The organism is Pseudomonas azotoformans (assembly GCF_001579805.1).
In the GTDB taxonomy this organism is placed as follows: Bacteria; Pseudomonadota; Gammaproteobacteria; order Pseudomonadales; family Pseudomonadaceae; genus Aquipseudomonas; species Aquipseudomonas azotoformans_A.
The window spans coordinates 1,830,809-1,850,437 of record NZ_CP014546.1; the positions used below are offsets into that span (position 1 = coordinate 1,830,809).

General features: G+C 53.1%; 21 protein-coding genes, 1 tRNA gene and 2 pseudogenes. 10 read left to right on the forward strand and 14 right to left on the reverse strand.

The genetic code is table 11. The annotated features are described in order from the left end of the window. Nucleotides 1–702, forward strand: coding sequence for an SDR family NAD(P)-dependent oxidoreductase (locus tag AYR47_RS08540; protein WP_033898685.1), 702 nt, complete (start codon nucleotides 1–3; stop codon nucleotides 700–702). Between the two features lie 15 nt (nucleotides 703–717). On the opposite strand, the gene AYR47_RS08545 is transcribed toward AYR47_RS08540, so the two are convergent. Continuing rightward, nucleotides 718–1,602 carry an AraC family transcriptional regulator gene (locus tag AYR47_RS08545; protein WP_237142543.1) on the reverse strand — a complete coding sequence of 295 codons (885 nt, stop codon included), beginning with the start codon at nucleotides 1,600–1,602 and terminating at the stop codon, nucleotides 718–720. Between the two features lie 92 nt (nucleotides 1,603–1,694). Between AYR47_RS08545 and AYR47_RS08550 the strand changes: the two genes are divergently transcribed. Beyond that, entirely contained in the window at nucleotides 1,695–2,219 is a 525-nt protein-coding gene (locus tag AYR47_RS08550; RefSeq protein ID WP_237142544.1) for a hypothetical protein, read from the forward strand. Here the strand turns inward: AYR47_RS08550 and AYR47_RS08555 are convergent. The 6 genes and pseudogenes from AYR47_RS08555 to AYR47_RS31960 form a co-directional block, all read right to left on the reverse strand. Continuing rightward, nucleotides 2,203–2,952: a hypothetical protein gene (locus AYR47_RS08555; protein ID WP_033898681.1), complete on the reverse strand. Its 750-nt coding sequence runs from the start codon at nucleotides 2,950–2,952 to the stop codon at nucleotides 2,203–2,205. The genes AYR47_RS08550 and AYR47_RS08555 overlap by 17 nt on opposite strands. Nucleotides 2,953–2,965: 13 nt before the next feature. Continuing rightward, nucleotides 2,966–3,781 carry an acid phosphatase gene (locus tag AYR47_RS08560; protein ID WP_033898680.1) on the reverse strand — a complete coding sequence of 272 codons (816 nt, stop codon included), beginning with the start codon at nucleotides 3,779–3,781 and terminating at the stop codon, nucleotides 2,966–2,968. Nucleotides 3,782–3,795: 14 nt separating this feature from the next. After that, nucleotides 3,796–4,641 (reverse strand): MipA/OmpV family protein, encoded by an 846-nt coding sequence (locus AYR47_RS08565; RefSeq protein ID WP_033898677.1) that lies wholly within the window; start codon nucleotides 4,639–4,641, stop codon nucleotides 3,796–3,798. A 15-nt stretch (nucleotides 4,642–4,656) separates the two neighbouring features. Next, the gene (locus AYR47_RS08570; protein ID WP_033898676.1) at nucleotides 4,657–5,691 is read right to left on the reverse strand and encodes a DUF1254 domain-containing protein; all 1,035 of its coding nucleotides are present in this window, start codon (nucleotides 5,689–5,691) and stop codon (nucleotides 4,657–4,659) included. A gap of 147 nt (nucleotides 5,692–5,838) precedes the next feature. Continuing rightward, a pseudogene (locus AYR47_RS08575) lies at nucleotides 5,839–6,823 on the reverse strand (helix-turn-helix domain-containing protein). Nucleotides 6,824–6,989: 166 nt separating this feature from the next. After that, a pseudogene (locus AYR47_RS31960) lies at nucleotides 6,990–7,090 on the reverse strand (DUF3077 domain-containing protein); the annotation flags it as partial. Nucleotides 7,091–7,618: 528 nt separating this feature from the next. Here AYR47_RS31960 and AYR47_RS08580 point away from each other — a divergent pair. From AYR47_RS08580 to acpS, 7 genes are read left to right on the forward strand one after another with little or no spacing between them, the layout of a single operon-like run. Then, a complete protein-coding gene (locus tag AYR47_RS08580; protein ID WP_061434909.1) occupies nucleotides 7,619–7,933 on the forward strand; it encodes a hypothetical protein in 315 nt (104 codons plus the stop codon). Further along, entirely contained in the window at nucleotides 7,930–8,292 is a 363-nt protein-coding gene (locus tag AYR47_RS08585) for a helix-turn-helix domain-containing protein (protein WP_061434911.1), read from the forward strand. The genes AYR47_RS08580 and AYR47_RS08585 overlap by 4 nt, the downstream gene beginning before the upstream one ends. Then, nucleotides 8,292–9,179 carry an ImmA/IrrE family metallo-endopeptidase gene (locus AYR47_RS31965; RefSeq protein ID WP_164823619.1) on the forward strand — a complete coding sequence of 296 codons (888 nt, stop codon included), beginning with the start codon at nucleotides 8,292–8,294 and terminating at the stop codon, nucleotides 9,177–9,179. The genes AYR47_RS08585 and AYR47_RS31965 overlap by 1 nt, the downstream gene beginning before the upstream one ends. Further along, nucleotides 9,172–10,014 carry a thymidylate synthase gene (locus AYR47_RS08590; protein ID WP_141698111.1) on the forward strand — a complete coding sequence of 281 codons (843 nt, stop codon included), beginning with the start codon at nucleotides 9,172–9,174 and terminating at the stop codon, nucleotides 10,012–10,014. The genes AYR47_RS31965 and AYR47_RS08590 overlap by 8 nt, the downstream gene beginning before the upstream one ends. After that, nucleotides 10,011–11,144, forward strand: a complete 1,134-nt coding sequence (locus tag AYR47_RS08595) for a nucleotide kinase domain-containing protein (protein ID WP_228022250.1) — start codon at nucleotides 10,011–10,013, stop codon at nucleotides 11,142–11,144. The genes AYR47_RS08590 and AYR47_RS08595 overlap by 4 nt, the downstream gene beginning before the upstream one ends. A gap of 9 nt (nucleotides 11,145–11,153) precedes the next feature. Then, nucleotides 11,154–12,041, forward strand: coding sequence for a nucleoside triphosphate pyrophosphohydrolase family protein (locus AYR47_RS08600; RefSeq protein WP_061434913.1), 888 nt, complete (start codon nucleotides 11,154–11,156; stop codon nucleotides 12,039–12,041). Nucleotides 12,042–12,074: 33 nt separating this feature from the next. After that, nucleotides 12,075–12,485, forward strand: coding sequence for a holo-ACP synthase (gene acpS, locus AYR47_RS31970; RefSeq protein ID WP_082781481.1), 411 nt, complete (start codon nucleotides 12,075–12,077; stop codon nucleotides 12,483–12,485). Between the two features lie 34 nt (nucleotides 12,486–12,519). Here the strand turns inward: acpS and AYR47_RS32540 are convergent, their stop codons facing one another. The 6 genes from AYR47_RS32540 to AYR47_RS08625 form a co-directional block, all read right to left on the reverse strand. Next, nucleotides 12,520–13,080, reverse strand: coding sequence for a primase 1D-like protein (locus AYR47_RS32540; RefSeq protein WP_141698112.1), 561 nt, complete (start codon nucleotides 13,078–13,080; stop codon nucleotides 12,520–12,522). Further along, nucleotides 13,077–14,570, reverse strand: a complete 1,494-nt coding sequence (gene dgt / locus AYR47_RS08605) for a dGTPase (RefSeq protein WP_082781482.1) — start codon at nucleotides 14,568–14,570, stop codon at nucleotides 13,077–13,079. Before dgt ends, AYR47_RS32540 begins: the two co-directional genes overlap by 4 nt. Before the next feature lie 103 nt (nucleotides 14,571–14,673). Beyond that, nucleotides 14,674–15,042, reverse strand: a complete 369-nt coding sequence (locus tag AYR47_RS08610; protein ID WP_068580260.1) for a hypothetical protein — start codon at nucleotides 15,040–15,042, stop codon at nucleotides 14,674–14,676. Beyond that, a complete protein-coding gene (locus AYR47_RS08615; protein WP_061434917.1) occupies nucleotides 15,039–16,019 on the reverse strand; it encodes an integrase domain-containing protein in 981 nt (326 codons plus the stop codon). Before AYR47_RS08615 ends, AYR47_RS08610 begins: the two co-directional genes overlap by 4 nt. A gap of 909 nt (nucleotides 16,020–16,928) precedes the next feature. Continuing rightward, complete coding sequence (locus tag AYR47_RS08620; RefSeq protein WP_061434919.1) at nucleotides 16,929–18,251, reverse strand: tyrosine-type recombinase/integrase; 1,323 nt, start codon at nucleotides 18,249–18,251, stop codon at nucleotides 16,929–16,931. A 172-nt stretch (nucleotides 18,252–18,423) separates the two neighbouring features. Next, nucleotides 18,424–18,499, reverse strand: a tRNA-Thr gene (locus AYR47_RS08625). Nucleotides 18,500–18,682: 183 nt separating this feature from the next. On the opposite strand from AYR47_RS08625, the gene AYR47_RS08630 reads away from it, so the two are divergent. After that, nucleotides 18,683–19,093 carry a lipoprotein gene (locus tag AYR47_RS08630; protein WP_033896881.1) on the forward strand — a complete coding sequence of 137 codons (411 nt, stop codon included), beginning with the start codon at nucleotides 18,683–18,685 and terminating at the stop codon, nucleotides 19,091–19,093. A gap of 181 nt (nucleotides 19,094–19,274) precedes the next feature. Here the strand turns inward: AYR47_RS08630 and AYR47_RS32545 are convergent, their stop codons facing one another. Next, a complete protein-coding gene (locus tag AYR47_RS32545; protein ID WP_156487788.1) occupies nucleotides 19,275–19,556 on the reverse strand; it encodes a hypothetical protein in 282 nt (93 codons plus the stop codon). Between the last annotated feature and the right edge of the window lie 73 nt (nucleotides 19,557–19,629).

Genomic DNA, 19,629 nt, shown 5'->3' on the forward strand with positions numbered 1-19,629 from the left:
ATGAAAAAAGTTGTCATCATCACCGGCGCATCCCAAGGTATCGGCGCCGCCGTGGTCCAGGCTTACCGCGCCCTCAACTACCGCGTAGTCGCCACGTCGCGCTCGATCCAGCCTTCCACTGACCCGGACATCCTCACCGTCGCCGGCGACATCGCCGACCCGGCCACCGCCCAGCGCGTCATCCGCGAAACCCTGGCCACCTTCGGGCGCATCGACAGCCTGATCAACAACGCCGGTATCTTCATCGCCAAGCCGTTCACGGCCTACACCCAGGAGGACTACGCCAATGTGCTCGCAGTGAACCTCAACGGCTTCTTCTACATCACCCAACTCGCCATTGCCGAGATGGAAAAGAACCACGCCGGTCACATCGTCAACGTCACCACCAGCCTGGCGGACCACGCCATTGACGGCGTGCCGTCGGTGCTCGCCAACCTCTCCAAAGGCGGGCTGAATTCAGCGACCAAGTCCCTGGCGATCGAGTACGCCAAGCGTGGCATCCGGGTGAACGCGGTGAGCCCAGGGATCATCAAGACGCCGATGCACGGCGCAGAAACCCACGCGGCGCTGGGGCAATTGCACCCGGTCGGGCATATGGGGGAAGTGAGTGATATCGCCCAGGCGATCGTCTATCTGGAACGTGCTGGGTTTGTCACCGGCGAGATTCTGCATGTTGACGGTGGGCAAAGCGCGGGTCATTGATACACACGTCCCGGCCTAACCCGGCCGGGCGTTGTCCTCTCGTGGCGAGCGACCAAAAAAGGCTTTGTAAGCTCGGCTGAACGCCGCCTCGGATTCATAGCCAATTGCAAAGCCGATTTCGCCAATGCGACCGTCCTGTCTGGACAGCATGGTTTTCGCCAGGGTCAGGCGCCATTCATTTTGATAACGCAGCGGCGAGCGCCCGACCAGCGTAGTGAAGCGTTCACAGAAGTTCGAGCGTGACATCCCCGCAATTTCCGCCAGCGCGTCGATACGCCACTGCGTGCCCGGCGTTTCGTGAAGGGCCTTCAGCGCTCGGGCGATACGTGCATCCGACAGCCCACCCAGCCATCCAGAAGCAACACCCTGCTGCACCCAGGTGCGCAGGATGCGAATCACCACTAAGTCGATCAGGCGCGAAATCATCAACGCACCGCCCGGTTGCGTGTCATGGGCTTCAAGCAGCATGAAATGCAGGATGCCTTCCGCCCAGGCGGCAGCTTCAGCGTGCGGGATATGAATCAGCCGCGGCAGGGCAAACAGCATGGCCTGGAAACTGCTCGCGTCGAACCAGAAGCGGCAGATGACCACGCTGGTGGCCCCATCCACCGCCGTCATCACGAGGCCCGCAGGACCGTGGGGCAGCAGGATGACATCGCCTGGGTTCAAATTCTGTGCCGGTTGATCGGCCACGTCCAACTGCAGTTGGCCTTGCTGAAGCACGCAGATATGCGCGCTCTTTTCATCAAGATCGAGGGTCTGCGCGTCCGCAAGCGTGCAGGCATAAACGCGGTCGCCCGTCAGACGGATCTGCGCCAGCACCTGGGACAGCAAATCGCCCTTGGCCAGCCCTTCCAGTTGCATTTCCGGATGAATGATCAAGTTTTCCAAGGGATTCATCATATCGGTCCAATCCCGCCGTCACTAAGCTGATCCCCGAGATCATAGCGTGCCGGCGTCATCGAGATGAACGTTTGCAACGTTGGCCGTTTATGCACGTCATCCAATTACATGGGAACACTGAAATGTTCGGAATCTCCGCCCTTGGCTGGCTTCACACCCTCGGCAGCCTGCCGGCTATCCCACTGGCCGCCTACATGTTTATCAAGCACGGGCGCATCGTGCCTCGGTCGGTACCGGGAGTGTTTTATTTCGTGTCGATGCTGATCGGTGGCCTCACCGTGTTCCTGGTGGCGCATCAGCCTGTCAGCAACATCATCGGCGTCATTACCCTTGCGCTGCTGTTGGCAGGTTACGGGGTAGGGCACTTGGCCTGGTTGGGGCGGGCGCGTGTCTACTTGGAAACGATCTTTTTGAGCCTGACCGCGTTCTTTCTGATGGTGCCCACCGTTTCCGAAACGTTGCGTCGCGTTCCCGATGGCCACCCCTTCGTGACAGACCTGCAATCGCCCGTGTTGCTTGGCGCACAGGCGAGTATCGCGGTGGCGCTGGTGATCGGCTTGACGGCACAAATGGTCCATCTGCGCAGAAAGGCGCGTCTCAGAACCGCCCACTGATCCCCAGCAACGGCCCTTTCTGGACGATGTCGTAGACGAAACCATCGTGACGATAATTCACGCCCATCGCCCGGTAGCCGGCCACTGCCGAGAAGCCGGGCCAGAACTCCCAGCCCGCCAGCGCCGCCAGGTCCCAGTCTTGCTTGGACTGCCCCGCGCCTGCCATGCCCCAGGATGACAACCAGAACCGCTCATTCAACGCATAGTGCCCGCGCAGCCCGGCCATGGCGTCGGCCCAGGTGGCGCTGTCGGAGCCGGATCGCCCGCCAGCGGGCCCACCATGCAAGGTGAGGGTGGTGCTGCTGTACCAGACGCGCATCCCGCCGGCCACATCCAACCGCCGGTCTGCATCCCCCCACACGGTATAGCCACCTCCCAGGAATCCGGAGGCGGTCTTGCTTTCCACCTCAAGCTTGTTGGCAAGGATGCCTCCAGGCAGGCGGCTGCGGGTGTCAGTGTCGATGTACATCAGGTCGGCGAGCACGCTGTAGGGACCACGACGCGCCTCGCCCATCAGCATCACCGACATATCCACCGTGCGTGCGATGTCGGAGAAGTCGGACTTGATAAATTGGGTGCCGGTGCTGCGATGGCCCACGTGCCCACGGATACCGGCGCCCCACAGGTAAGGTCCGCCGTTGAAGGTCCAACCCTCGCCGTCGGCGGCCGTGGCCAAGGTGGGCATTGCCGCAAAGGCGCCCAACACCAGCGTCAGGCGTCGTAAGTGCATCATGGCGTTTCTCCGATCAGTGCTGGGTCAGCGAGAGCGCCACGCTTTCCGCCCCACAGTCTTGCGTAGGTTTCAGACCGGCTTTTTGAGCCGCCTTGACCTCCTCCTTCGCCGCCGCCAAATCCGCCAGGAACGCTGGATTGGCATGCAAGCTCGCCACCGTCGCCGCGCCCATGATGCGACCGGCATCCACGTCGCTTTGCCAATGTGCGTCGCAGATGACGCGGCTCTGGCCGAAGGACAATCCACGGGTCATCAACTCGGTGGCGCGCGCCGGCTGAATCTCGGCCAGCAGCAGTCCCCAGGCCCAACCGGCAGCAGAGTGGCCGGACGGCCAGGAACCATCCGTGCGCAGCAGGGGTTCCATATCCTTGCGGCAGGTGCCTTCGTTATGTGCCACGAAAGGTCGGGTGCGGTTGTAGGCGTTCTTCCCGGCGTAGGTGGAGCCGCCGGCATCCGTCAGGGTGCGCTGCATCAAGGTATAAAGATGTGGCGTGTTTTTCTCGGTGATCGGTGTACCCATCGCGCAGGAGAAGGCTTGTGCCGGGCCCGGGAAGGCCAGCTCCGCGTCTGCCGCCGCAAGTTTTTCCCGGGCTGTGCCGCGTAGCGACAATGCAGCGCGCCGCGCTTCTTCATCCCGTGCAAGGGCTGCGGAGTCCGATTTGGGTGGCGCGCCAAGCAAGGCCAGGCGCAATGGCAGATCCTTCGCGTCAAGATAGCCAGGGGCAAGCTTGAAATGCGGGTCTGTGATCTGGGTGACGGGCTCGTCGGCAAACGCCAGCCCCGCGCCGATCAGGCCTGCCAGCCCCAGCAACATCTGATGTGTGTTCATTGATTGTTCTCTGATCAGAATCGGTACAAGGCATTCAGATAGGCGCCTGCGCCCACCTTTTCACCCGTCAGCGGGCTGTTGCGTGCGTCGGAGACCAGGGCGTAGGTCTTGAGGCCGCCTTCCAGCGCCAACTGTGGCTGCCATTGCCAGGTGAGGCCGAGCTTCAAGGTCACGTCACGCATGCCGCCGCCGGGGTGGTATTCATCGAACTGGGTGCGCGCGGCTTGTTGGGCCGTGACGCCATAGCGGGCCATCATGTCGTTCTCATTGCTCCAGGTGCCGTACAGCGTCGAGTCCAGGGTTAACGTCGAAGACAGTGCGTAGGCGGTGGCGAAGCCGGCTTCCAGGTATTTGGTACGGCCGAGGTTTTCGCCGCCGTAGTTGCGACTTTCGCTGGCTTGCAGGCCGCGAACGAACAGGCGCCCGGCGGGCAGGATCCAGTAGGCTTCTGCGCCGATCAGGGCCGTGCTGTCCAGGTTGCCCATGCCCTTGAGGTAGTCGTCACGGCCGCCCAGGGTGTGGATTCTTTCTTTGCGCCCCTGGTCGTACCCCAACAGCAGCGCTACGCCGAAGGGCGATAGCCCCGGCAAGTCCCAGCGCAGCCCGTCCGGGAAGGCCGCGGTGAACTTGCCCCAGTTTTCAGTCGGCAACACGGCCTTGAGTTTCAGTGACGGAAACGCCGCGTAGTGCGACGAACCTTCGTACAACGGGCCGACCGCCAGTCCGCCGCCAACCGTGACGGACGGCTCGCTGTTTGAGTCGTCTGCGTACGCTGGTAACGCCATCGCCACGGCGAGAGTGATACCTGTAATGAGTGTCGTCGGATGCTTGAACACGTTTGAACCACCGAGCGTTGTCATCGATTCTTTCCTGAATTAGAGAGCGACAGGCTGCGGCGTCGGAAAACGCCATTGGCCACTCAAGATCTCGTCACTCGGCTGATACAGCCGAACCGTGTAGTTCCAACCGGGCGTAGTCGGCAGGCAATTGGCGATCTTTCCGTCACAGCCGCCGAACTGGATGACAATCGAGCCGTCAGCACTTTTCTGGGCGGTTAAATTGTTCAGCGAATAAGCGTCATACGGGTTTTGCTGGAAGTAGCCGTCTGCGTTGTAAACGCTGACAGACCAGAAGCTTTTCACCGGAACATCGCCGACCTTGAGTCGGTAAACGGTCTTGCCGTCGTTCGCAGGCATCACGCCGCCGAGGTAGATGGCGTCCTTGGCCGGGTTGCCGCCCCATCCCGTGGCCGTGCCGATCAGGTGATGAATCGGATTGACCTTGCCCTTGGGACCAAACGACTGGTTGTAGTCGGGAATCGTCGAGCCCAGCACTTCAAGGGCTTCGCGCACTTTAGCCTGGCTGGCCGGGTCCCACTTCGGTACGACGAACTCCCCAACCTTGGCTTGTTCGACCGTGATTGCGTCCTGCAGTCCATGCACCTTTTTCAGGTCTTGGCGGTTCGTGGGGTCGAAGAAGGTGCGCACAGCGACAAACACATAACGCGTGCCCACCGCCTCTTTCGTCAGCGTCCGGCGACCGGCGCCGTAGGTGACGATGGGCACGTAGTGGTCTTCATTGATCACAGCCATCGACATGAACCGCCCCTCGGCCTCAGGCAAGGCGATCGTGACGGGCCCGGCATCGAGGTCGAACACCGCTGATGAATAGAGTGTGTCCCGATTCATCCGCACCACATTCTGGGCGTCGATGGGCACGGCTTCGCGACTATGAACAAAGCGGCCCAAGCTGCCGGTGGCAACCATTTTGCCCAAGTAGAGATCGGACTCGGCACGCGCAAAATTATCCACACCCACCGGTATCGCCGCCTCCGGGGATGACTGAGCGTGCGCACTTCCAAAAGCAGCCAGCGCCAGGGCGAAGAGGCAGGCCGTGGGTGATTGAGACATTGAAACCTCGAGGTTTTATAAGTTGGCGTTGATTTTTTGACTGTATAAGAACGCCCTGGCGCGAACTTGCCATTTGATGCCAAAAGCTCAGCGAGCGGGCACGCGAAGGCCTCCGCTGAGCGGTGCCGGAAGGTTTAAGCGAGGGGGTTAACGATCTTGTTTCAAGAGGGCGCGATAGCGCGACGGTGGGCTGCCGGTCCAGCGCTTGAAGGCACGGGTAAAGTGCGCGGGATCGCTGTAGCCGACCATGTAGGCAATTTCAGTCGCGCTGTACCGGCCGCTGGCAATCAACTGAAGGGCTTCACTGCGACGTGTCTCGTCACGCAGTGCGTCGAAGTCGATGCCGCAATGTTCCAGGCGTCGTTGCAGCGTTCGCACAGACAGCCCGATCTTTCTGGAAATAGTGACGAGCTTGGAGAGTTCCTGATCGGCAATCTGCTGGGCTAGCACGTCGGCCGCTGCCGAGGTCGAGTTCAAGGCTTGGGTGGTTTTCCAGGCGACATCCCGGACAGGCCGCAGGGGGATCTCAAGCAACTCTCGATCAAACTCGATCATGTTGTAGTCGGCGTTCATGACCAGGTTCGGGCCCAGATACTCCTCAAGCGCCTCGTCGCCTCGCTCTCGCGGGCTCTTCAAATGCACCCGTATGGCGCCAGGCGCACCCGACATGAGCGGCACTTTCCTGAGCACAGCCAGCGTTCCGAAAATCACCTGCTTGGGGTCTGCGCCATGGTGCCCGGTAAAGTGTTGGATCAACTTTGTCGTACGGCCTTCGGTGACAATCTTGACTTCGCTGCCCTGGTGCAACAAATCCGTATGCACCGCCGCTGCTGCACAGGCTTGAGCCAAACTGGTGGAACCCAGAATCAACTCGCCCCACAGGCCCGGTTGAGCGCACATCGGTCAAATGCCCGATCATCGCTCCACCGAAAGGGTCCTGGGCGATGGCAGCCATTTCATTCGCGATATGAAAGCACGCCGCACGCGGCACCCAGGCTTCAGGGTTTTGGAAGACATGCGGGGAAATGCCAAAACGCCGAAAGAACTCCAACGGCGATACCCCGCGCATGCTCAGGTAGGGCGCGATCTGGCGAAGCGTGCTGAGCTTGATGGCGGGCGGGGCATTCGTCATGGGGATTGTCTCGGCCATGATGTCTTGGACGTTGAGGTGCTTGGAGCAGGGTAGCAGAGGGTGGCGCTGTTTATGGTTGAGTAAACAGCAGGAATGGGCGGGTGACAAATCGGGGGATCCCTTACGTAGCCCCGGCCCTCTCAGGGTGGGGCTCTTCAGGTGGGGGTTACTGCCTCGTAGTGCCGGTTGACTCCAACACCTTCACCACACATCAATCACCGCCTTGCTCATCTCCTGCAGGTAATGCGACGCCCAGGCATACGGGTCTAGGGGCGCTTGGTGCGCCTGCATCTTGCCGGGCTCTCAGGCCCGATCGCTGAATTGGCAGCGATGGAAGGGAGGGGAGCGTGGTGGAACGGGGGGGCAATCGGGGATGCTGATGGGATGGGTGCGAAAAAAAGCAGGGTAGTGTTTTGAGCGTGGACGTTTAGTGGGCATTTTCAGGAAACGACGCCCAGAGTTTCTCGCGTTTTCCAAACCCCAGAAACCACAAAGCCCCGCATTGCGGGGCTTCGAGATATGGTGCGGCACCAGGAGTCGAATTAAACACATAAATTATTGATAAATATTAATTTTTATTTTTTTAATCACATCGTCTACCTCTATTACTACCCTGATAGGGAGCAAAAAACATCGCTGTTACTACGGGTGGGTGAATCTCTGCGACGTTTCTTTGCGTCCTGTCACTGACCCTATTTCATCCAGCAAAAAAAAGTACAAGAGAAGGATCTTGTGAATTCTTAAAATGGTGGTAAGATTTTCTTACTAGCGGTAAGAATTTTAGGGAGATTCTGTATGAATGCTGACTTTGTGCGGGAAAAGCTCGTAGAGGTCCTCCAGCTCATCCAAGCCACAAGCGGGCTTGATTGTCCAAAGCTGGAAGGTACGACGAAGCCAACGGAAGCACTAGCTGAGTTTGACAGTAAAATCTGGCCTGTCGCTATCGGCATACTTGCATCGAAGCTTGATATTTCGATTGCCGATGACGTAAATATTTTCGCCCAGGAGAAAAGTTGTATCGCTCTGACTATAGATGAAACTGTGGCAGTAGTGATGAAGCTTGCTGAGGAGCAGTCTGGAGAGACTGTTAAGCAGGTTAAATTGAAATGATGGATACACAGCAGTCAAAGCGCGCTCTAATCGCAGATCGATTGCGGGAAGCCAGAAAAATGGCTGGCTTGTCGCAAGGGCAAGTCGCCAAATTGCTTAATATGCACAGGCCAACTGTATCTGAGATTGAAGCAGGTAATCGTAAGGTGTCTGCAGAAGAGTTAGGAGCGTTCGCAGAAACCTATGATGTCACTGTTCCGTGGCTGATGGGGGAGACACCTGAGCAGTTAGACATTGATGATCCTCGCCTGCAGCTCGCGGCAAGAGAACTGAGCAAACTTAAATCTGAGGATTTAGATAAATTGCTTAGGCTTTTAGCTTCGATGAGGGATTCAAATGATAAAACGGGAGACGCCTGATGAGTGCAGAGACAGGGCAAAAATCGTCTACCGTCCAGGCATTGGCAATGAAAGGCATGCAGGCATCAATTACTGCGAGAACTAAAGCAGGAATCGACCTAAAAAGTCCAATATGCATATATGACCTTTGTGAAAAATTAAAAGTAATAGTGCGTTTCAATGACATAAACATGGAGGGCATGTACGACCGAGAGCCAAAGCCGAGAATTCACCTCTCATCCTTGAGGCCTTTGGCTCGCAGAGCTTTTACATGTGCGCATGAGCTTGGGCACCATATCTTTGGACACGGCTCAACGATAGACGAACTTAATGATAGCCAGTTGAGTAGTGCAAGCCGTCCACCAGAAGAAGTACTTGCAGATGCGTTCGGAGCATTTGTTCTAATGCCGACACTGGGGGTAAAAGAAGCATTTCATTTAAGAAACTTAGATCCTAATAAAGCTAGTCCTTTGGAGCTTTTTGCCATCGCATGTAGTTTTGGGGTGGGGCAAGCAACGCTTGTCAATCACTTAGCTTATGCGCTGAAACTGATAAACCCGGTTCGACGAGATCAATTGGGAAAAGTTACTCCTAAAGCAATCAGATCAGAAATACTGGGCGAAGTAGTATCTGAGCCCCTTACAATCGTGGATCACCATTGGCTTTCCCCGACGCTCGACATGGAAGAGGGCGCACTCGTTTTGTTACCGGCTGGCGTCGCATTAGATATCACCGTATTGATGCCAGAGAAGGAGCTTGCGAGTGGTAGGCTATTCAGAGCAACGAAAACTGGTATCACGAGAGTAGTACTACCGGGTACATCTTGGGCGCTTTATGTAAGGGTCTCTCGCAAAAGATATGTTGGCTTAGCTCGGTTTCGCCATTTGGAGGATGCATCTGATGACTAAACGAATTGCTGTTGTGGACGGACCATTGCTGATAAATGAGGATAGCCTTTCAAAGGCTTGGGCCAAGGCTATCTTGCATGTAATTGGGCATACCGGTCATGAGATCGCACCTTTAGTACTAAGCTTCACTGGTTTCGATGAGACAGGTAAAGCGAACGAGCATGCTGGCGTGAGAGCTGCCCTGGATCAATTGTTGAGCGCAAATGATCACAGATCTGTGTCTGATGTAGCTCATACTATTTTTCCACAGCGTATTTGGCAAATCGCACAGGGCAATCGAGCCTATTTTTACTCGTTGTATCAAGATGTGTTCCCCAGGTATCGAGCGATGAATGCAAAGGGGAATCGACGCGGTCTGTATTTTGAACGACTTATAGATTACAAACGCGGTCCAAATGACGGCAATCAGTTGGAATGGATACTCTCTCAGTATAATGGCAGAGCTGGAGTGAGGAGGTCGATGTTTCAAGCCAGCATATTCGATCCTGAGAGAGACCATATAGCGGATGCACAGCTTCAGTTTCCATGCATGCAACAAATCAGCTTTGAGCCTACTAAAGATGGATTGGTTGTAAATGCTTTCTATGCAACGCAGCAGTTATTTGTCAAGGCGTATGGCAACTATTTGGGGATTGCTCAGCTAGGTGCGTTTATGGCCAATGAAATGAACATGAAGTTGAGCCGAGTAAATGTCATTGTTGGTGTGGCTAAGCTCGAGAGAATAACAAAGACCAATGAAGCGTTAGATCCGTTAATAGCGGAATGTAAGAAATGTATTGAGGGCGAACTATTAGAGTCTGATGTGAGAGCTTCTGAAGTCGGGGCTGTGGCGTGAAGAGGGGTGAAAATGTTCGGTTGGACTTCGGTTCGGAAAAAGAAGCTAGTATTTCTGTACCGTCGAAAAAAGTGATTTCTCATCTGCTACCAATAAAAATAACAGAGGCATATGATACATATTGGAAATTCGCAGTTGAAAGACAGAATATTTTCTTTCGACGTCTAGAAAGTAGCCCCAAACCTTGGACAGTAGACCCCATTTTATCTGTTCATAAATTTACCAATGCGTATCGTGCATCCGATAGAGTAAGTCAATATTTAATAAGAAACGTTATCTATAGAAAGGATCTTCCGAGTTCTGTAAATGAAGTTTTTTTCAGGGTAATGCTTTTTAAGATTTTTAACAAAATTGAAACGTGGCAGCTCTTAGAAAATGCCTTTGGTTTGATAACGTATGAGGATTATAGTTTTAATTCTTACGACCGTATTTTGAGTCAGGCAATGGCTTCTGGGAGGCGCATATATTCGGCCGCATATATTATGCCTCCGGGAAGTTCGGCTTTTGGGCATTCGGCGAAACATCAGAATCACCTGAAGCTATTGGAAATGATGATGTCCGATGAGTTGGCAAGTAAACTTGCGAGCTTACACAAAATGCAGCCAGCCTTCGAACTTTTTAAAAGCTACCCTACGATTGGGGATTTTCTTGCCTATCAGTTTGTTACGGATGTCAACTACAGCGAAATAACTGATTTTACAGAAATGGATTTTGTTATACCTGGCCCCGGCGCCCGAGACGGATTACGGAAGTGTTTTGAATACACGGCAGGACTCAATGAGGCTGAGTTGATCCGGCTAATGGTTGATAATCAAGAGCTTGAGTTTGAAAGATTGGGTCTAGAGTTCAATTCTTTATGGGGAAGGAGATTGCAGTTAATTGATTGTCAGAACCTTTTTTGTGAAGTGGATAAGTATTCTAGAGTTGCTCATCCAGATATAAGTGGGATATCGGGGAGGACTAAAATTAAGCAGAAATTTACTCCAACAGGCCCCATAGAGTTTCCTTGGTACCCTCCAAAATGGAAGTTGAACAACAAGATTGCTGAAGATGCTGTGGCTCGCCACGGGGTCGATATTAAAGAGCTGTCTGAAGATGAAGAGTTTCGCCAGACCAAAATGATACTATAGGAGCGTTTTATGGAACTTAATGCTTATCAGCAACAAGCGCAATTCACTGATCAAGTAGCTCTGCGAGGTAACAGCGCACTTGATTCGAATGTTATTGTACCGCTTCTCGGTCTTGCCGGTGAGACTGGTGAGTTATTAAGTGAATATAAAAAGCACCTACGGGATGGTAAGTCACACTTGTTATTCAAGGATCGGGTAGCTGAGGAACTGGGTGACTTACTTTGGTATGTTGCAAACGTCGCAGAAAAATTTGATCTTAAACTCGAAGAAATTGCTCAAAAAAACCTGCACAAAACTTTGGGCCGCTGGGGGGCACCAGGCTCACTTTTGACTAATTTTGATTCTGGGTATGAACATGGTGAAAGCTTTCCTAGAAAGTTTGAAGTCGAACTTCGCGAAGTCTCCGCTGAGGGGGGCACTAAGATTCGTACTTTTATTGATGGGGTCAAGATTGGCGATGATTTGACTGATAATGCTGATGACGCTGACGGATATAGATTTCATGATGTCTTTCATTTGAGTTATGTTGCGATTCTTGGATGGTCTCCCGTGATTCGTAAGCTACTTGGACGGAAACGGAAGAGTATTTCGAAAGTAGATGAAGTGCAAGATGGCGGGCGGGCTCAGGTTATTGATGAGGCCGTTGCTGCGTTGGTTTTCGATTATGCTAAGGAACATAATTGGCTTGAAGGTGTGGGTGATATTGACTACAAGTTACTTCGCACTATTAAAGGTATTACTTCTCTGTTGGAAGTAAAACAACGGACGATGGGAGAGTGGCAGAGAGCCATTTTAACTGGGTTTGATGTTTGGAGAAAGGTTTTGGCTAACTCCGGAGGCTTGATTGTTGTGGATCTAGATAGTAAGTTGCTGAGCTACGTTGAGGCTGATGAGTGATTGATTGTTAATTCGAATTCAAAGGAGTGTCCGATGAAGATGCCAATGGCGGCAGGTTATCTAAAAGGTCACGGTGTCGATATTGTAGACATTGATCGTTTTTCAGTATTGCTAAATGTTGAATTCGAACCTTTTCTTAGTCGATATTTTACAAGTGTTGAGTTGAATTCGATAATTGGAAGCTCTTCTGGTTTAGAGAAATTGGCTGGAAAATTTGCTGTAAAGGAATCCGTATTAAAAGCTCTGGGAGTGGGGTGGGGTAATGGAATCTCATTCGTCGATGTCGAAGTTTATAATCACGACAGCGGCGCTCCCGCCGTCAGGCTTTTCAGGCGGTTAGCGGAGCTAGAGACTGAAATGAATATCACGGGATGGCTCGTAAGCTGTACTCATACAAGGACTATCTCTATGGCTAGTGTTGTAGCTGTAGGAGCCAATCCTTAGTATGGATTTGAATTATCTTAATGCTATGTGTGATTTATATTATTCGAGTCGGCGATTTCAGATATTGCTGGGTATTTTTACTCCAACGTAGTGCGGCATATCCAGCTATTAGGCGGTGCCCTATCCAGCGAGTATCAACTATTGAGATAGTCCCTGGAGCGCTGGCAAGGAGTAATAACCCCATAAATTTTATCCACTCGTCATGGGTGAGTAACTTTTCGCCATATCCGTGATATGAACGACCACTTTCATAGATGTTAAATTTTAGATTTGAGTGTTTTTCAATCCAACTCAAGTTCTCTTCGGATGGTTTGGTTGGTTGTGAAAAGTCGATCATTGGTATATGTAATTTTTTGTTCTTATTTATTAGTTCTGAGTGTAATGCTAGCTCGGAGTCGCTAGGTAAAGCTTCTAGTTGTTTATTGAGCCAAGCTGGTGTTAAATCTTTAGCTCTAATGGGGATTATTATGCGCGCATCGTCTACCTGCTGTGGGCAATACTGATAAATTGACACGTGTGCGGTCCACTCCCCCTTCAGTTCATTAAGCCAAAGGGGTGTCATTTCAATTGGATGCGACTCCAAGATGGAACTCATATGTTGTTTGCTCCGCCACCGTATAAGCGCCGATATGTTACTATTGCAAAATCATCCGTCATTCCTGACAGGTAATCCACAATCAAGTGCGCTCTTGCTATCCATTCAAGTAGCTCGAATCGTTTTTTTGAATTTTTAGTTTTCCGTATTTCAAGCAATGTATGCTCGTATACTTTTATGTGCTTGCGAGGTAGAAAACTTTGTAGCGTTGAAGCTAATGCCGAGCCTGTAGCCTTGGGTTGTACTTTATTGATTAAAAGCTGTTCTGCATCATTGCTGGATAGGTCAAGCAAAAGGCCAAATCTATCTAGGATGCCGGTAACTACTTGAAAGCCGACAAGCTCTCTTTCCCTGATAACGGCACTGGAGTATAGATATTCTTTCGAGAACTTTCTGATGATATCTAGCAGTGCTTTAGCAGCTTTTGATTTATCAAGAAGTGAGAAATATTCACCCGCCTCTATTTTAGCATGATGTCTTATATATAGCTGGCATGAACGGTCAACCAAAACATTTGTCACAGTGGTTCGGAAGGCGGTAAACCATGCAGGATCTTCGGAGTGTTCCAGTGGCAATGAGTTGAGAATTTCCATTGCAATTCTATTTTTATTGAGCTCTCCTAAGCCGGTCCGTAACGCAAATACAACATCATAGCATCTGACAATGTTCTTTTCTAATGCATCCTCAATGTCGCTTAAGCAATATGATATGTCATCCGCAGCTTCCATTATGTATGACAACGGATGCCTGGACATCGTATTTATACTTAATTTGCTTTGTAATTCTGAAAGTATTTTTTTCTCACTATGGAATACTCCTGATTTTTTCACAGTTTTACCATTTTGGACCTCGCCAATACGTTCAGGGGTCCATGGGTACTTTAGTGTTGCAGATAATTGTGAGTAAGTTAGATTGTAGCCAAATTCATCTTTGTTCCATTGCAACCTTGTTGCCATCCGGAAACCTTGGGGGTTGCCGTCAAAATATGTAAAGTCCTGGTACAGTTGGGTGAATTCAGAATGATGATATTTAGAGAATTTTTCTTTGTTTTTTTCGATTCTAGCAGCAAACCACTCTTGGATTGACGCCTCTCCGAAGTGCCCAAACGGTGGGTTTCCCAGGTCGTGCATCAAGCATGAAACTTCGACAAACGAGATGAAGGCGTTGGTTCTATAAAGGGTCTCTATGTTATTTTTTTCTCCGAGCATCCCTTTTTCGAATAGCTGCTCTGAAATCTTTTCCGCTAGGTAACGTCCAATTGATGCTACCTCTAGGGAGTGTGTAAGTCTCGTTCGTACCGATGCGTTCCACTCTTGTGGAAAGGCTTGAGTTTTGGATTGAAGCCTGCGAAATGCTGCAGAAAATAATACTCGCCCCCGGTCACTCGCTGCCTGCATCGCGAGATTTCTACCAGAAGGGCCAGCAGAGTCGCGTCTGCGAATATCCGTAAGCATAGAGAGATAAAACTGAGATATTCGTGATTCGCTCATGACAATCCTTATCTGATATTCGCTGACGAGCCTTGCCACTGCTAAGTCGGTTTTGGGCGCTACGCCCAAAGGTGGCCTTTGGGTTCACCTTATCCGTTTGATTTCAAGGACACAAAGGTTTCAGGGGGGCTCGTCTGTGGGTGATCGCCGTTGCCGTATTGTCTTGCCCGATGAGGTTAGCTCGGGTCTTTCTCAAAAAATGCTTCCATGATTCGTATTTCTGAATCCGCCTGCTGATGATGCAAGCCGTCAGCGAGTAATAGTACTGAGTGGAGGCGGACTTTTCCTGGAGAAAAACCTCTAGAAACCAAAGGACGTGTTTCATCTGCCAGCTCCATGGCGTTTTGCGTTGCCAGCGCTGCTCGATGGCCATCTGCATTACTCGTGCTTGCCTGACGTGGCGGCGTTGAGAGGCGGGCGCGCCTTTCAGGGTACCGCTCAGAAACAACTCCATATCGAATGCCTTACTCATGCTCGGCCACCAATGTAAGCCGACACCACGTCGATACGACCGTGTCCCAGCTCATAGCTGATTTGTGCTCGGGCTTCCTGATCGAGGTGATGATCAAGTTGGTAGCAATTGCCACCGTTGATGGGGGCAGGATGCTGTGTGATTTGCTCATAGCGTTCGCACGCATAGGTCGCCCGCAATTCGTGGAAGCCCTTGAGGTTGTGCGTATGGAGAATCTCCCGTGCGGGGCGAACGATTACCTGTTGGAAATCGAGGTAGCGTTCATTTGCTGCAAGCAGGTTGCGGCTACCATGGGGCGAGACTTGAAGGGCGAATGCCAGTGCGTCGCGGATGTGCTCATCCACCGTTATCCACCGAGGGGCCGAGGCTCCCGAGCGGCCACCTTTGGTGCCGTCCTGGATGTTGATCCTCCCGAGTTGCTCGGCTTCCCGTTGCAGTCGAGGAAGGTCGGCCAAAATGGCCTCGCGTAAGCGCATTCCGGCGGCTCGCACCAAGTGCACGATGGCGGCAGCGCGTTGCATTTGGTGTTCGCGGAGTACGTCCACGATCCGTTTCACATGTTCGCGATCTTGGCCTTGCGGTACCGATTGACGAACACTGATGCGCCGCATTCCCAACGCCTTGCTCGGACTCACGACCTTCACATACTGATCACCTCGAAGCGCAGCCATGGTCCGGTTCACGCTGGACAATCGGTTTTGCGCGGTGGCGATGCCTATAGCGCCTTGTTCAACTTGCTGACGCAGATATCCGGCGTATTCCAGCAGGGTCTGCCGATCAATTTGTCGCGCATCGTTAATTCCTGGTCCATCCTCCGACCGACACCACCGAACAAACGTCTGCCAGCGATCACTGTGCGCTTTAACGGTCCCATAGTGTCCGCCGCCGAACATGTCTTTCAGCGCTTGCAGCCCGGCATAGCTCAGTTGCCGACCATAGCCAAAATTCCGCCCGTCCCGTCTACCTACCAGTGCCATGATCAAACTCCTCTCGAAGCCAAACCTTTAAGACTTTCCCCACGTCATCCCGCCAAGGATGTTGAGTGTTATCAGGGATCAAGGCCCCTGCGACCTGTGAGGGTTGTCCACTAACGCGGGACTGGCGGCTCTTTACGACCGGGAGCTTGGGCATCTCATGATCTGGCCTCCTGAACACTTCCGAGGAAGTGGGCGGGTGGGGGCTGCATCGGCTGACGAAACCAACGCCGCGAGATCCTGAGTCAGGTAAAAGCAGTGATGCGATGACCGGGGCATGCCTGACTGTCAGTCAGGTGCAGTCCGTTCCTTGGGCTGCGGCACCATCATCTGCATCGCTGTTGCTGGTGACTTCGGTGTTTGTCACGCCGATTGTCACGAGGGGGAATGCCGCAAAGCCTTGTACGAGGTGGCCTGCAGCAGTGGTAGGAGCGCCCGTCTCTTTCCAGAAGAAAGAGACGGGCGCAGGTTGGCGCAAGGAATGGCCAAGCGGATAGGTTGCTGCAGGGCAGCTATGCAAGGGGATGAGTTGCCGCAGTGGGCACACTGGTAAAAGTAGGCATCCATCACATCGCTGTGACCGTGCGAGCCGCCGGACGCTAATCGCACTTTGGGAGAACCACCATCGTGTGGCGTAGCCTTAAAGGTACTGGCTACCTGGGTTGCTGTCGACGACAGCGCTTTGCCCGGTCTTTTCTACGCCTGTGGATAATTCGGGTCAAGGCTCGAATTTTCGGGAGTTCTGCGGCTGTGGATGAAATTATCCACCGGTGGAAATCAGTGGTTTTCCATAGACAGTTGTGTGGGCTTCAGATTTTTTAAGTGAGGTCCATCCAAGCAGGGCGGCTTTGCAGCCCTGTTTGGATGGACCCGCGTGGACAAGCGGATCACTGAGATATAAAGACCGAGCGCTTACTCAGTTGCGCCACGTTTTGCTTTTAAGCGAGTGACGTTCGGTCCGGTCTGGTTCGCGAATTCGTGTGGAGTGACATGCTCCTGCCGGTTGGCCTCCAGGTACCGGCTCCACCAGTTCATGATCAGCCTTCGCTCCTCGATGAACTCGGCCTTGTGGATGTAAGCGGCGCGGACGTTGTTGCGCTCCTTGTGGCTCATCTGCCGTTCAATGGCTGTCTCCGACCACAATCCTGACTCGATCAGTGCGCTACAGGCCATCGAACGAAATCCATGCCCGCAGATATCGGTTTTGGTGTCGTATCCCATCGTCCGAAGCGCGTTGTTTACGGTATTTTCAGACATGGGCTTCCAGGGTTTGGCATCCCCTGCGAAGACCAATGCGAATTTGCCTGTGAGTGCATGGATTTTTTCGAGTAGCGCCACTGCTTGCGGCGATAAGGGTACTAAATGGATATCCCCTGCCATCTTCGTACCCCTTGTGGAAAAGGGTACTCCTTCCAGCGCGGGGCGAGTGTCCGGTATCTCCCAGGTGCCGCGCTTGAGGTCGAACTCGCTCCAGCGTGCGAAACGCAGCTCGCTGGATCGTACAAACACATGCAGCGACAGCATCACCGTCAGACGGGTAAGTGCCCGGCCTTTATAAGTGTCGATCCGCTCCTGCAGTTCCGGCAGTCGCGATAAGGGTAGAGCGGGGCGATGCACCACCCGCGGGGCCTTGATCGAGCCTTCGAGGTCGTAAGCAGGGTTTATGGTGATAAGCCGGAGGCGCTTTGCCTCGCGCATGATGCTCTGCAGGTAGTTTTGTACCCTTAAAGCAACGTCTATCGTTCCGCGCTTCTTGATCGCTTCCAAGGGCTGCATAAGGTCATGGGTGTCGAGATCAACAATGGCGCGTGCGCCGATCAGCGGGAATACGTGGGTTTTGAGGCGGCTCATCACTGTCTTGGAATGGCCTGGTGCCCACTTGGCCGACATTTCCGTATGCCAGTCGAGCGCAACGCTTTCAAAGGTTCTGCCTTTGATTACGGCTTCCGCCTTAGCTTGGTGTTTGGTCTCTATAGGATCAACGCCATCCGCCAGCATTCGCTTGACTTCCAAGCGCTTGCGGCGCGCATCGGCGAGGCCAATGGCGGGGTAGTTGCCGAACGAGGTCAGTCCTTCCCGTCCGTCAGGTTTGACGTAACGGAGCCGCCAGCCTTTGCGGCCATTGGGTTGGACTAGGAGATAGAGGCCATCGCCGTCGAAAAGCTTGTAGGCGCGGTCTGTAGGTTTTGCCAAGCGGCAAGCTGCGTCGGAGAGCGGAGCTGTGGTGCGCGACATAAGGGTACTCCCTTTTATCGAAGTGACCTGTATCCCAAACTCTACCCTTAAAACGGCTGGAATCCACCAGATTTTGACGTAACCCGACAGAACCCCAAAACGAAAAAACCCGCCAGAAGGCGGGTTTTTCGGGGGTTCCAGAGATTTTGAAAGCCTTCTCTGGAACCTTGTGTGGTGCCGGCACCAGGAGTCGAACCCGGGACCTACTGATTACAAGTCAGTTGCTCTACCAACTGAGCTATACCGGCGTGTTAGGGCGACGATTATAGCGATTGGCAAGGTTCTGTAAACCCCTGAATTCTGACTATTTTTGCAGAACCCAAGGTTTTTTCATCCGCGCCCCTTTTTCCGATCAGCAAGGGTAGGATTCTTCCTAAGCCGCCGAAGGGTCAAACCCGGTGCAATCTCATCCCATCTAAAGGAAGCCCCACGTGAAACGGACTCTCTCCCTGTCCCTCATCCTCCTCACTGCCGCGCTCAGCGCGTGTTCCTCCAATAAGCCCGGTAATGACCCTGCCCTGGTCGGTACTTGGAAAGGCTTGCGTACCGAAACCGGCAAATGCCAGTTCCTGTCGTGGACCAATAATCTCAAGCCTGACGGGCGCTTCGTCATTACCTTCTACCGCGATGCGCAGCAGACCCAGGTGATCCAGACCGAGCAGGGTTCATGGTCAGCGGCCAATGGCAAGAATGAGTTGCGCACGGACGGCGTACGTTCGCCGGATGTGTACACCTACAAGCTGCTCGACGCCGACACCGTTCACTACGTGAGCGTATCGTCGGACCCTACCAGCGATTGCCAGGATGACTACGCGTTCACCGAGCGCCGCGTGCGCCAATAAGGCTGGCGCGCTCCAAAACCGGGCGCTCGGGTGCCCGGTTGTTATAGGTATCAACGCCTCTTCCCATAGTTCTTCCCGAACTTCTTGTAGTCCATTGCCCATTTCTGCCTGCATTTGCAGCAAAAGCCTACAGGCTGACTGCGATCAATTTGGTTTAGTGAATGGACGGTATCCTCCGGGCTTAGCAGATTGAGTGCCCTGGTGGTGTCATGCGGCGCGGGTTTTGCTTCGCTGTCCAGCGGCGGTGCCTGTTACTCACCGACACACGGGCCGTGGCTTCGCGGGCGATTTGGATCAACCGCTCGGCTGGTTTTCCCTTGAATACAGGTGAGGTTTCCGTATTCTGTGGCGCGATATAAACCGTCAGGCTAATCGCGGTTTCATGTAGGCAATTTTTCGAGACAATGTTGGGCAATCGAATATTTGTTGATGGGTGTGTCAGTTTTGCGCCGTTCTTGTCCATCTGGACAACAATTTTCGCGAATTAACAGTGCAAGTTCATGTTCTTACAACGAATGCATTTTTTATCACAATAA